This window comes from Streptomyces thermoviolaceus (genome assembly GCF_045209695.1).
In the GTDB taxonomy this organism is placed as follows: domain Bacteria; phylum Actinomycetota; class Actinomycetes; order Streptomycetales; family Streptomycetaceae; genus Streptomyces; species Streptomyces thermoviolaceus.
The window spans coordinates 3,628,472-3,641,349 of the sequence record NZ_CP109280.1 but is presented as its reverse complement, the minus strand read 5'-3'; the positions used below and the strand labels follow the sequence as shown (position 1 = coordinate 3,641,349).

9 protein-coding genes and 1 tRNA gene are annotated in these 12,878 nt (G+C 74.1%); 6 read left to right on the top strand and 4 right to left on the bottom strand.

Going from position 1 to position 12,878, the window contains the following annotated elements:
* The first annotated feature begins 557 nt into the window (after positions 1-557).
* Complete coding sequence (locus OG899_RS16010; protein WP_229814338.1) at positions 558-2,051, top strand: MFS transporter; 1,494 nt, start codon at positions 558-560, stop codon at positions 2,049-2,051.
* 96 nt (positions 2,052-2,147) lie between these two features.
* Here OG899_RS16010 and OG899_RS16005 read toward each other — a convergent pair whose 3' ends face one another.
* The 3 genes from OG899_RS16005 to OG899_RS15995 form a co-directional block, all read right to left on the bottom strand.
* Positions 2,148-3,092 (bottom strand): cellulose-binding protein, encoded by a 945-nt coding sequence (locus OG899_RS16005; RefSeq protein ID WP_229814336.1) that lies wholly within the window; start codon positions 3,090-3,092, stop codon positions 2,148-2,150.
* A gap of 277 nt (positions 3,093-3,369) precedes the next feature.
* Entirely contained in the window at positions 3,370-6,198 is a 2,829-nt protein-coding gene (locus tag OG899_RS16000) for an SUKH-4 family immunity protein (protein WP_189428361.1), read from the bottom strand.
* A gap of 7 nt (positions 6,199-6,205) precedes the next feature.
* Positions 6,206-7,219, bottom strand: coding sequence for an SMI1/KNR4 family protein (locus tag OG899_RS15995; RefSeq protein ID WP_125496853.1), 1,014 nt, complete (start codon positions 7,217-7,219; stop codon positions 6,206-6,208).
* Between the two features lie 316 nt (positions 7,220-7,535).
* Between OG899_RS15995 and OG899_RS15990 the strand changes: the two genes are divergently transcribed.
* The gene (locus OG899_RS15990; RefSeq protein WP_189428359.1) at positions 7,536-8,060 is read left to right on the top strand and encodes a YwqJ-related putative deaminase; all 525 of its coding nucleotides are present in this window, start codon (positions 7,536-7,538) and stop codon (positions 8,058-8,060) included.
* A 78-nt stretch (positions 8,061-8,138) separates the two neighbouring features.
* Positions 8,139-8,669, top strand: coding sequence for an SUKH-3 domain-containing protein (locus tag OG899_RS15985; RefSeq protein WP_168132053.1), 531 nt, complete (start codon positions 8,139-8,141; stop codon positions 8,667-8,669).
* 221 nt (positions 8,670-8,890) lie between these two features.
* Here the strand turns inward: OG899_RS15985 and OG899_RS15980 are convergent, their stop codons facing one another.
* Positions 8,891-10,276: a sensor histidine kinase gene (locus tag OG899_RS15980; RefSeq protein ID WP_189428357.1), complete on the bottom strand. Its 1,386-nt coding sequence runs from the start codon at positions 10,274-10,276 to the stop codon at positions 8,891-8,893.
* Between the two features lie 340 nt (positions 10,277-10,616).
* Between OG899_RS15980 and OG899_RS15975 the strand changes: the two genes are divergently transcribed.
* From OG899_RS15975 to glmU, 3 genes are all read left to right on the top strand, one after another.
* The gene (locus OG899_RS15975) at positions 10,617-11,075 is read left to right on the top strand and encodes a hypothetical protein (RefSeq protein ID WP_185868003.1); all 459 of its coding nucleotides are present in this window, start codon (positions 10,617-10,619) and stop codon (positions 11,073-11,075) included.
* 14 nt (positions 11,076-11,089) lie between these two features.
* Positions 11,090-11,163: transfer RNA gene (locus tag OG899_RS15970), tRNA-Gln, on the top strand.
* Positions 11,164-11,285: 122 nt separating this feature from the next.
* Positions 11,286-12,734 carry a bifunctional UDP-N-acetylglucosamine diphosphorylase/glucosamine-1-phosphate N-acetyltransferase GlmU gene (gene glmU, locus OG899_RS15965; RefSeq protein ID WP_125500688.1) on the top strand — a complete coding sequence of 483 codons (1,449 nt, stop codon included), beginning with the start codon at positions 11,286-11,288 and terminating at the stop codon, positions 12,732-12,734.
* The last annotated feature ends 144 nt before the right edge of the window (positions 12,735-12,878 follow it).

Genomic DNA, 12,878 nt, shown 5'->3' with positions numbered 1-12,878 from the left:
TATGTCTCCTCGGTCGGTCGATGGCCGGATGCCCGGTCACCCGCGGCGGTGCGTGCGCAGGCATCCCGTGGTCCGGGCGGCGCGACGTGCGGGTGATGCGCCGGCTCCCGGCGCGGACGTGTGCGGTGCGGCACCGCGGCCGGGTGCGGCCCTGCCGGCCGCGCGGCACGATGCGGTGCCCGGTGGACGAGTCTGGTCTGCGGAACCGTCCCGCGCGCTGGTGCCGGGCCCCGTCCTGCCCGGGGGAAAACCCCACCCCCCGCGGTGCGGTACGCCGCCCCCAGCGGCGTGCAGCCAGGGTAGGGAGGATTCGACCGGTTTCGCGTCGTCCGCCGGGTGGAGGCCGCCCCGACACCGGCTACGGCACATCCCCTAGGGGGCCGTCCTTCCCGCGCCGAGATCGGAAGGACGCGCCCTCAGGGCACCGCCCGCGCGAACCGGGGGGCGTCCCGGGGGCGCCGCGCCCCGGCGCGCGCCCCGTGTCCGCCCTCCCGCACGACGCGCCCGGCGTGCCAAGCTGTCGCCGGCAGACGCGTGCACGGGGAAAGGACCAGCCGGTGGGCCACACCGAACCCGCGATACACCAGGTCACCGAGCACACCGCGGCCTCCCGGCGCGGCACGGTCGTCGCCGCGCTGATGCTGGCCATGGCCCTGGCCGCGCTCGACTCCACCGTCGTGTCCACCGCGGTCCCGCAGATCGTCGGCGACCTCGGCGGCTTCTCCGTCTTCTCCTGGCTGTTCTCCGGCTATCTGCTGGCCGTCACGGTGACCCTGCCGGTGTACGGCAAGCTGTCCGACACCGTCGGCCGCAAACCCGTCCTCGTCACGGGCGCCGCCCTCTTCCTCATCGGCTCCCTGCTGTGCGCGACCGCCTGGAACATGACCGCGCTGATCGTGTTCCGCATCGTCCAGGGCCTGGGCGGAGGCGCACTGCAGGGCACGGTGCAGACCCTCGCCGCCGACCTGTACCCGCTGGAGGAACGCCCCAAGATCCAGGCCCGGCTGTCCACGGTGTGGGCCGTGTCCGCGATCGCCGGGCCCGCGCTCGGCGGACTGCTCGCCGCCTACGCCGACTGGCGGTGGATCTTCCTGATCAACGTGCCCGTCGGCGCGGCCGCCCTGTGGCTGATCGTCCGTCACCTGCACGAGCCCTACCGGGCGCGCGTCGCCCGGCCGCGCATCGACTGGGCCGGTGCGCTCGCGGTGTTCGCCTGCGCCGGCACCCTGCTGACCGCCGTCGTGCAGGGCGGCGTGGCCTGGCCGTGGCTGTCCGCGCCGTCGCTCGCCCTGTTCGGCACCGGCCTGGCCCTGCTCGTGCTGACCGTGGCCGTCGAACGCCGGGCGGCCGAGCCGATCGTCCCCGGCTGGGTGTGGCGCCGCCGCACCATCGCCGCGGTCAACCTCGCCCTGGGCGCGCTGGGCCTGCTCATGGTCGCCCCGTCCGTCTTCCTGCCGACCTACGCCCAGGCCGTGCTGGGCCTGGCCCCGGTGGCCGCCGGGTTCGTGCTGTCGGTGTGGACGCTGACCTGGCCGCTGTCCGCCGCGCTGAGCCAGCACGTCTACCGCCGCATCGGCTTCCGCGACACCGCCGTGCTCGGCATCGGCGCCGCCGCCGTGCTGCTGCTGGCGTTCCCGTTCCTGCCGTACCCGGGCGCCGCCTGGCAGCCCACCGTGCTGATGCTGGCGCTCGGCGCCGCCCTCGGCCTGTTCCAGCTGCCCCTCATCGTGGGCGTGCAGTCCACGGTGGGCTGGGCCGAACGGGGCACCGCCACCGCCTCCGTGCTGTTCTGCCGTCAGATCGGCCAGACCCTCGGCGCCTCCCTGTTCGGCGCGGTCGCCAACGGTGTCCTCGCCCGCCGCCTCGGCGGCACACACGACCTGGACTCGCTCACCCGCTCCCTGGGCACCGGCACCGTGCCGGAGAGCACCCGACACGCCGTCGCCGATGCCGTCCACGCCGTCTACACCGGCGCGGGCTGCGCGGCGGCTGCGGCGTGCGCCGTCCTGCTGGTGCTGGCGCCACGGCACTTCCCCGTGGCGGAGAGGTGAACCGCCCCGGCACATGACCGGTCGTGAGCCGAGGCGTCACGGCCGGCGGGCCGAGGGCACCGCCGCACACCGGTGGCCGGCGCGGGTCCCGTCACGTCACACCCGGCCGCGGGCGCTGCTCCTCAGGGCGGTGATACGGCTCTGCACCGAGTCCATCTGCGCCCTCATGTCGTCCCACAGTTCACCGTGCTCGCGCAGCACCCGCTCGGTCTCCCGGGCGATCCGGTCGGCCCGCAGCCGGGCCTCGGCCAGGATCTCGGCGGCCTGCGCGCGGGCCGCCTCCGGTGCGCGCCGCGCCGTCTCCCGGGCGTCGGCGAGGGACCGTTCCGCCTCGGCCAGCGACGCCTCGGCCAGGGCCTTGCGCCGCACGTACTGCGCCTGCAACCGGGCCCGGCGCCGGGTCTCCTCCCGCTCCGCCTCGGCCAGCCGGGCGGCGTGCTCCCGCGACTGGTCGGCGAGCATCCCGGCGGTGCGCTGCCGCATCTCCCGCAGCGCGGCCATCGCCTCGGCACGGCCGGCCTTGACCTCCCGGCGGACCGAGACCCGGATCTCCTCGGCCTCCGCCCGGGCGGCCAGCAGCCGGCACCGGGCGCGTTCGTCGGCCTCGGCACGGACGGCTTCGGCCTGCGCCTGCGCGGCCCGGTACACCTCGTCGGCGTACGCCCGCGCCGACTCCGTCACCTCCTGCGCCTCCTTGCGCGCCCGCTCCAGGATGCCGTGCGCCTCGCGCCGCCCCAGCTCGTACAGCCGCCGCGCGCCGTCGCCCAGCGACTCGTAGGTCTGCTCGCCCAGGCGGGCGACGGTCTCGCGCAGGGAGGCGAGTTCCTTCTCCATGTTCTTGGCGAGGACGGTCAGCCGGGCGGCGCGCTCCCAGGCGGCGTCCCGTTCCTCGAACAGGGCGTCGGCGCAGGCGTTCACCTGGTCGGGCCGGTAGCCGCGGCCACGGACGACCACGAAGCCGTGCCGTGCGGCCGACGCCGAACGCGCGGCCCGAGCGGCCGAGATTCTTACGGGCACCAGGAATCTGGAGGCGCTGCCCATCCGAGCCCCTCTCCGTCGAACACCGCCGATGGCCGCCCGCAGCAGCGGAACGGAGCGATACCAAGACATCGCGCATATCTTGAGCTATTGCTCCTAAATGCTCATAACGCGACACTCCGGGCGTATGCGGAGGGGAGTGCGGCACAGGGACGGCACGGACGCGACAGGGCCGGGCCCCGGTACTCCGACCGGGGCCCGGCCCTGTCCGACGCGTCGGCCGCTCAGGCGCTCGGACGCCCGGATCCCCGGATCCGAGCGGGGCCCGCCGCCCCGCGGCTCACAACAGCCCGTCCCACATCTGCTCCAGCAGCACCGACCACCAGCTCTCCGGCGAGTTCAGCGCCGCCGGATCCAGACTGGCCAGCTGGGCCTGGAAGTCGACGGTCCAGCGACCCGCCTGCTCCTGGTTCAGCCCGTACCGCAGCCGCCACATCCGGCCCAGCAGCGCCAGGCAGCGCGCGAACTCCGGCAGCCCGGTGTTCACGAACTGCGGCGGCACCGGCGCCCCGCCCGGACCCGCCTCCACCGGCACGGCCACGATGTTCGCGGTGCCGTACTGCACGCAGATCGCCTTGCCGAAGTCGCTGCCCACGACCAGGTACGAGCCCGCGTCCGACGCCGGCTGCACCCCGCGCTCGGCCGCCAGCTCCGCCAGCGTCGGCACCGGGCGCCCCGGCTGGGCCTGCGCCCAGAAGAACGGCCCCATGTCCACCGGCAGACCCGCCACGACCAGCGTCTGCGCCACCACCGGCGGCACACCCTGCCGCTGGACGGCCGCCTGCTCGAACCGGAACACCCCCGGACCGAACGCCGCGTTCAGCTCCTGCGCGATCCCCTCCGGCGGGACGGGCGGCGCGGCCTGCACCGGCGGCAGCGGCGCCCGCACCGGAGCCGGACGCGCGGGACCGTCCGCGACCTGGTGCAGCTCGCCCTGGTGCGCCAGGAGCTGCTGCATGCCCTGCCGACGGCCGGCGTGATCCGTGCCGTAGGGCGCGATCGACGTGATCCGCGCCTGCGGCCACTGCTCACGGATCATCCGCGCGCAGTAGGCGCCCGGCAGCATGCACGACTCCAGCTCCGTGTGCAGCTCCAGCACCTGGTCCGGCGGCACGTTCAGGGCGCGCAGCTCGTGGAAGATCTGCCACTCCGGGTGCGGCAGGCCCGGCGCGGAACGCCGGATCAGCTGCTGCTCGGAACCGTCCTGGGCGCGGTAGCGCAGCACGGCCTGATAGCCGGGGCCCACGGTCGGCAGGCCCTGCTGGGGGTAGCCGTAGGCCGGCCGGCCGACGGCGGGCATCGGCCCCGGAGGCGTGTGCACCGCACCGGGCGGCGGCTCAGCCCCCGGCGGAGGCACGGCACCCGGAGGGGGCACCGCACCAGGCGGCGGAGGCGGCACAGCCCCCGGAGGCGGCGGAGGCGGGCCGGGCACGCCCGCAGGCGGGGTGGCCGGACCACCGGGCGGCGGCGCGGCCAGCACCGTCGCCGCCTGGTGGACGCCGCCCGGAGGCGTGGCACCCGGAACGCCCGGAGCGCCTGGCGGCTTGGGCGCCCCCGGGGCGCCCGGAGGGGCGGGCGGAGGCGGGACACCGGGGCCGCCCGGCGCGGCACCGGCCACCATCGTGGCCGCGTGATGAACCCCGCCCGGAGGCGTGGAGCCCGAAGTGCCCGGCGGCTTCGGAGCGCCCGGAGCGGCCGGGGGCCGCGGCGCGGCCCCGCCCGCGGTGTCCCGCGGCGCGCCGGGGGCGTCCGGCCCCGCGGACGGCACCAGCTGCGTCGGCACATATCCGCCCGCGGCGGCAGCCGGCGGGGTCGGCGCGGACGCGGCGGCAGCCGGCGGGGTCGGCGCAGACGCGGCGGCACCGCCCTGCCCCCGGTCCGGCCCGGGCGTGTCCGTGCCCGCGGCCTTCTGCGGCGCGGCACCGGTGCCGTCACCGGCGGGCGGCGGCAGCGGCTGCCCGGAGCCGTCCGACGGAGCCGGGGGCGGGGTGCTTCCCTGCTCCCCCGCGGGCGCGCCGGATCCACCCGGCGCGTCACCCCGCCCGGACGACGTGCCCCGCGCCGCGGACGCGCCGGCGTCCTGCGGCTCCAGGGCCGGCCGGCTGCCGGTCCCCATCAGCGTCGTCTTGGCGTCCGGGGCGGCGGGCGGCGGAGTGTCGCCCTCGTCGACACCGCTCAGCGGCGGCGCGAACACCGTCTTGGGCAGCGGCACCGAACGGTCGTCCTCGTCCCCGGCGTCGGTCGTGTCCGTCCCGGCCCACGGCGTCGCCCCCACGGGCGCGGCGGGCACACCGGAAGCAGGAGTGGCCGGAGAACCGGGCGCGGCAGGCACACCGGAAGCAGGAGTGGACGAGGAACCAGGCACCGCGGGCGCACCGGCGGCAGGAGTGGCCGGAGAACCGGGCGCGGCGGCTGTTCCCGCAGGCGGCGTCCGGTCCGCAGACGGCGCCCCCGGCCCGGCAGGAGCACCCGGCGCAGCAGGAGCACCCGGCCCGGCAGGAGCACTCGGCGCAGCAGCGGCACTCCCGTCCGTCGCCGCGGACGTACCCGAGGGCGCCCCGGCCCGCCGGCCCGGCACACCACCGGCGTCCGCGCCCGCAGCCGCACCGCCCGGGCCGACGGCGGCAGCCGCCGCGCCCGCACCGTCACCGGGAGCGGACGCAGCAGCCCCGGCCCCCGTCCCGCCGAACGGGGCAGCGGCTGGGGGCCGCGCACCCTCCCGGCGGTCCGGCACACCCTGCTTGTCCGCCGCCTCCTGCAGCCACTCGGGCGGCGTCAGCAGGAACGACGTCTGGTTCAGGTCCACCCGGGCCGGCGGCGGCGCCGGCGCGGCCACGGCGGACGCCTCCGCACGGCCGTACTCCTCCTCGTACCGGCGGATCACCTCACCCACCGGCAGCGCCGGCCACAGCGTGGCCTCCCCGCTGTCCCGGGCGATCACCAGTCGCTGCGCGCCCCCGTCCACCCGCGGGCCGTCGGCGCGGTCCTCCGCCCACACCACGAACCCCAGGTCGAACTCCCGCACCCGCACCTCACGGTGCTGGTAGGCCGGGACGTCCCCGTTGATCCACTCTTCCGCGCGCTCCTGCGCCTGTGCGAACGTCACCATGGCACGCTCACTCCCCCACCGACGACCCGGACGACGACGGCCCGGAAGACACCGGGACGGCCCGCGCGAAACCGCCGTCCACCATCAGATTCGCCACCGTCTCCAGCTCCGGCGCGGACCCCGCCAGCCGGGACAGGAACGCGTCGAAGTCGTCCCCGCACGGCAGCAGCAGCCGCTCCACCCGCTCGGCCTGCGACCACGACGGATCCACGTCCCGCACGTCGTCGTAGGGGCAGAACCACACCGAACCGGTCCGCTCGCCCTTCACCTTCACCGCGAGCAGACCACCCTGCACGAACGCGACCCCCAGATAGTCCTTGGTCAGGTGATCGCGCAGACACTTGTTGATGTACACAAGATCGTTGACCGCCGCCTCCTCACGCACCGTGAAGAACGGCTGGTCGATCAGCAGGCCCAACTGCGCGTCCATCGCCGTGCCCACCGGAGCACAGCCACCCGCCGCCTTGAGGAACGAGCGGTACGCACCCGGCAGACGGAAGCCCAGATCCTCCTCCACGCCCTGCACCTGCAGCTCCGTCACCGCAGGACCCGACTTCGGCAGCTGGAAGTGCGCCGGACGAGGCTGTTGCAGCGGACGCGTCCCGCGCTTGGCGTGGTCGACGTCGGCCGTCGCGATCCCGCCGTGATGGCGCAGCAGCGCCTTCACCTCGACCGGGATCAGCTCAAGACGCCGCGTCCCGGCCACGTGATGCCACGTCCAGCCGTGCGGCGTCGCCACCGCGGGCACCGTGTCCCACAGCTCGTGCCCGGACGCCGCCAACGCCGCATTCGCCGACACATAGTCCGTCAGCCGCAGCTCGTCCACCCCGAAACCCGCCGGAGGCTCCGCGATCTGGGCCGCCGCCCGCGCATAGGGCGAGAAGTCGGGATAACCGCGCTCGTCCACCCGTACCCCTCCGGGATGACGGGCGGCCCGGACCGGGTCGGGGAAGTGCACGACCTGCCCGGCATAGGCAGCGTTCGGCGGCGCGGCTTGCTGCCCGAGCCGACCTGATGTCATGGCGGTTGCCCCCTGCGGCGCTCCATGGGCCCCACGGCAGGACGGCATCCCGCGCCACCCCACCCAGACCCGTATCGACTACTTCTCTCACGCGTCGGCCGCACATCGCGGCATGCCCGACAGCCTATGCGGTACGCCCACACCGGTCACCGGGCCTCGGCCCCGCCCACGGCCGCCGACCGACCACACCACCATGACCAGCCGTCACCCCCTTAGGGACGCTGTGCCCCGCACGGGCGTTCCACACCGCCCCAGCTACCACTGCCACCCGACGATTTGGCACTCTGAGTGCTTCGGGGGGATGCTCGGGAGGGGAATGATGATCATGGAAGCGACACGGACGGAACCGCAGGCCGGCCCCCTCGGCGACCCGCGGATCGGCTGGAGCGGCACCGACACCCCACCACCCCCCACCCTCCGCCACCGGCGCGACGGCATCCTCCCCACCATCGCCGCCGCCCTGTCCGTACGCGGCCACACCCTCACCGGCACCGCCGCCCGCGGCGAGAAACCCCCCACCCTGCACCCCCTCGTCCAGGACTTCCTCGACACCCTCACCAGCGCCGAACGCGACCGCTTCACCGGCCGCTGCGCCGAGACCCTCCTCATCTCCCGGCACATCACCGCAGCCGACGCCGGCCGCAGCAAACGCGCCTCCCGCCGCCCCATGACCAACGGCGAAGCACGCAAAGCACTCAAACACGCCAAACTCACCGCACGCCGCATCCGCGAGGACGGCGACCCCCTGCACGGCACCTTCGCCAACCCCTGCCGCGCCTGCACCGCGCTCAGCGCCCACTTCGGCATCCGCATCGTCGACACCACCGACGACAGCCGCTGACACCCCGGCCCTCACCACCACCCGACCCTCACCGACACCCCGGACACCCCGGACACCCCGGACAGAACGAAGGGCCCGATGCACGCCGACCGCACCACCCCCCGGCACCCGGACCCCCGCGTGCCCGGCGGACCCACCCCACGCTTCACCGAACCCGTCGACACCGCACTGCGCGCCGCCGGCTGGGAACCCGGACGCCGCAACATCGAACAGGCCGAGATCTGGGCCGACACCCTGCGCGCCCACACCTCACCGGGCGGCCACCGCCACGCCGTCTTCCCCGCCGCCGTCGAAGCCTGGGCGGAATTCGGCGGCCTCACCGTCACCCCCACCGGCCCCGGCCGCCAGATCGCCCCCGCCACCGTCGACCTCGACCCGCTGCACGGACTCCACATGGCCCGCACCCTCGGCGACCTCGGCCGCGCCCTGGACACCGAGGTCGCCCCCCTCGGACTGGAGACCGACAACCAGTCCCTCCTCGCCATCGACGCCGAAGGCCGCGTCTACGCCCTCGACCACACCGGCGACTGGTACCTCGGCCCCGACATCGACCACGCCCTGACCGACCTCGTCTGCGGCATCACCCCCGTACGCCTCACCGCGTCCTGACCCCCACCCGGGCCGACCCCACCGGCACACCCGGCCGGCACGACCACACCGCCACAGCAGCCCGCCCGCCCCCCACCGCCAAGCCCCGCACCGGCGCCCGGCGCCCCGGGGCGTCCCACTCCCGACGTCGCCGTGAGCAGACGGCATCACCGTCGCCGTGAGCAGACGGCATCACCGTCGCCGTAAGCAGACGGCATCACCGTCGCCGTAAGCAGGCGGCATCACGACGACGCCGGAATCACCGCCGACACCTTGAAACCCCCCGCCTCCGTCGGCCCCGACACGAACACCCCGCCCAGCGCCACGACCCGCTCCCGCATCCCCACCAGGCCGTTGCCGCCCGACGGCAGCCCCGCCGACTCCGCCGACGCCGGCTCCGGCGGCGGCTCGTTCTCCACCTGCATCGCGATCTCCGACCCCCGGTGCGCCAACCGCACATGGGTCTTCGCCCCCGCCGCGTGCTTGTGCACATTGGTCAGCGCCTCCTGCACGACCCGGTAGGCGGTCTGCTCGATCTCCCGGCCGTAGGAACGCACCTCCCCCTCCACCGACAGATCCACGGCCATCCCCGCCGCCGCCGACTGCCCGACCAGCTCCTCCAGCTCCGCCAGCGACGGCCCCTCACCGGACCGCACAACACCGGCACTCGCCTCACCGGACCCGACGGACCCGGACGACACACCCGCCGCCACGGCCTCCCCCACCGCCGCCGGCCCCACCGACTCCCGCGCCGGAGCGGGAGCCGGGGCCGGCACCACAGCCCGCTCCCGGCGCACCGACCGCCCGCCGTCCGAGCTGCGCAACACCCCCAGCATCTCCCGCAGCTCCGTCAGCGCCTGCCGACCCATGTCCGCCACCAGCGCGGCATTGCGCGCCGCCTTCTCGGGATCCTTCCGGGCCACCGCCTGCAACGCCGCCGCGTGCACCACCATCAGACTCACCCGGTGCGCCACGACATCGTGCATCTCCCGCGCGATCCGGGTCCGCTCCTCGCTGCGCGCCCACTCGGCCCGCTCCTCCGCCCGCTCGGCGAGCAGCTGCAACTCCCGCTCCAGGCTGTCCGCCCGCTCCCGCAACGACTCCATCAGCCGCCGCCGCGCACCGACGTACAGCCCCAGCAGCAGCGGAGGAGCGGTCAGCCCGATCGAGGTCGTCACCGCGGCGAACGGCACGAACCAGTTGCCGATGGTGAAGTCCCCCCGGGCCATGTCCTGTCCGACCCGGACAAAGGTCACGATCATGGTGCCCAGGAACGACATTCCGGCCAGCGCGCCGATCACCCGCCGCGGCAGCTCGCACGCGGCGAGCGTGTACAGCCCGACCACGCCCAGCAGGAACCCCATCCGGGCCGGCGTGACCGCGATGGCCACCAGCACCACGGCGATCGGCCACCGCCGCCGCACCAGCAGCACGGAACCGGCCAGCAGCCCGAGCACCACACCGACGGCCACCGGCACCCCGGCCTCCCGGGCGAACGGCACCCCCTCGGCAGCGCACTCCGCCGCGGAGACCAGCGCCAGGCCCACGTCGAGCACCGCACTGCGCCACCGCGCCCACCACCACGGCCCGGTCCCGGCCGCCTGGCGGTCATCCCCCGTCCTGGTCATGCCCTCCAGCGTACGGGCGGCCGAGCGGCCTCATCCGGCACGTTTCCGCACCGGCCGCGATCACTCACCGCGAACACAGCCGGTGAGCGGCACGGCCGAAAGCACCCCCTTTCCCTCGAACTGGTGAACATGCACCGTTCGATGCCGGAATCCCTTATTCCTGACGGACGGTACGGTCATGGCATATTCACCCGGTATTCCGCCCGATGGTCCGGCCGGCGTTCCATCCGCCCTTCCGCCCGAGGGTCCGTCCCGCATTCCGTGCGCCATGGGGTCCGGCGACCCGTTTCCCATTTGCTCCCGCACCGTTCCGCAGCCGCGCACCCCGGCCGTGCAGGACGTGCCGGACGTCGCGTGCACCGGCATCGGCACGCTCAGCCCGCGGGAGCTGTTCCTCGTGGGCGTCGGGCTCTACTGGTCGGAGGGGGCGAAGGCCAAGCCCGGCTCGCACCGGCGTGTCATCTTCGTCAACAGCGATCCGGACATGATCAGACTCTTCCTGCGGTGGCTCGACCTGCTCGGTGTGGAACCGCACCGCCGCCGTTTCTCGGTGAACATCCACGAGTCGGCGGACGTCCCCGCGGCCGAGGCGTTCTGGGCGGCCCAGGTGGGGATCGGCGTCGGCGACCTGCTGAAGACGAGCCTCAAGAGACACAACCCCAGGACCAGGAGGACCAACACCGGCGCGGGCTACCACGGCTGTCTGCGCGTCGCCGTGCTGCGGAGCGCCGAACTGCACCGTCGTATCGAGTGCTGGTGGCGCGGGATGGTTGGTGGCGCCGACGGCCGACTCCGGTAAGGTCTGAGGCACTGTCCCCCGTGGTGTAATCCGGCAGCACACCAAATTTTGGTTTTGGCAGGTCAAGGTTCGAATCCTTGCGGGGGAGCCCAGGTCCGCACGGCCTTTCCCGGGTCCTGGCCGCACGGCCGGGACCCGGTCTCGTATCACCCGTCGCACGCCCCGCTATCCTGCGGATGTCCACCCCACCCCACAGCCGAAGGGCATCCCGTGAGCGTCATCCGCCCGGCAGCCGTCGTCGTTCTCGCAGCGGGTGAGGGCACCCGTATGAAGTCGGCCACACCCAAGGTCCTGCACGAGATCTGCGGCCGATCCCTGGTCGGGCATGTGCTCGCCGCTGCGCGTGAACTGGAGCCGGAGAACCTGGTCGTCGTCGTCGGACACGCACGCGAACAGGTGACCGCGCATCTGAACGGCATAGACCCGCAGGTCCGCACCGCCGTCCAGGAGAAGCAGAAGGGCACCGGACACGCCGTCCGGATGGGCCTGGAGGAGCTGGGCGGCGCCGTCGACGGCACCGTGGTCGTCGTCTGCGGCGACACCCCGCTGCTCACCGGCGAGACCCTGCGCCGGCTCGCCGCCACGCACGCCGAGGACGGCAACGCCGTGACCGTGCTGACCGCCGAGGTACCGGACGCGACCGGGTACGGCCGGATCGTGCGCGACCCGGACAGCGGCGCGGTCACCGCGATCGTGGAGCACAAGGACGCCACCGAGGAGCAGCGCGCCGTCCGGGAGATCAACTCCGGTGTGTTCGCGTTCGACGGGCGGCTGCTGGCCGACGCGCTGGGTCAGGTGCGGACGGACAACAGTCAGGGTGAGGAATACCTCACCGATGTGCTGGGGATCCTGCGTGAGGCCGGTCACCGGGTGGGGGCCTGTGTGGCCGACGATCACCGGGAGATCGCGGGCATCAACAACCGGGTGCAGCTGGCGGAGGCCCGGCGGATCCTGAACGACCGGCTGCTGACGGCGGCGATGCTGTCCGGGGTGACGGTCGTGGATCCGGCGACCACCTGGGTGGATGTGACGGTGACGTTCGAGCAGGACGTGACCGTGCTGCCGGGGACCCAGCTGCACGGGTCGACGCATCTGGCGGAGGGCTGTGTGGTCGGCCCGAACAGCCGGCTGACCGATACGAAGGTCGGTGCGGGTGCGCGGGTGGACAACGCGGTCTGTGTCGAGGCCGTGGTGGGTCCGCAGGCGTCGGTGGGGCCGTACGCGTATCTGCGGCCGGGGACGCGGCTGGGGCTGAAGTCCAAGGTGGGCACGTACGTCGAGACGAAGAACGCCCGGATCGGGGAGGGGACGAAGGTTCCGCACCTGTCGTACGTCGGGGACGCGACGATCGGCGAGTACACGAACATCGGTGCGGCGACCGTGTTCGTGAACTACGACGGGCAGGAGAAGCACCACACCACGGTCGGCTCTCATTGCCGTACCGGTTCGGACAACATGTTTGTGGCACCTGTCACGATCGGGGACGGCGCGTACACGGCGGCGGGGTCGGTGATCACGCGGGACGTGCCGCCCGGTTCGCTGGCCGTGGCCCGTGGTCAGCAGCGGAATATCGAGGGTTGGGTGGCGCGGAAGCGTCCGGGGAGCGCGGCGGCGAAGGCGGCCGAGGCGGCGTCCGGGCAGGTGTCGGCGGAGGAGTGATCGGACACAGGTGCGCCGAACTCGGCGTACGGTGATAAGTGCACACCCGCACCCCTACCAGCTGAGACGACCTCTGGCGCACGGTTTGACACGGTTGACGAGGTCATCTCGACATCCAGCTGCGAACACCCCCTTCGAGGAGAC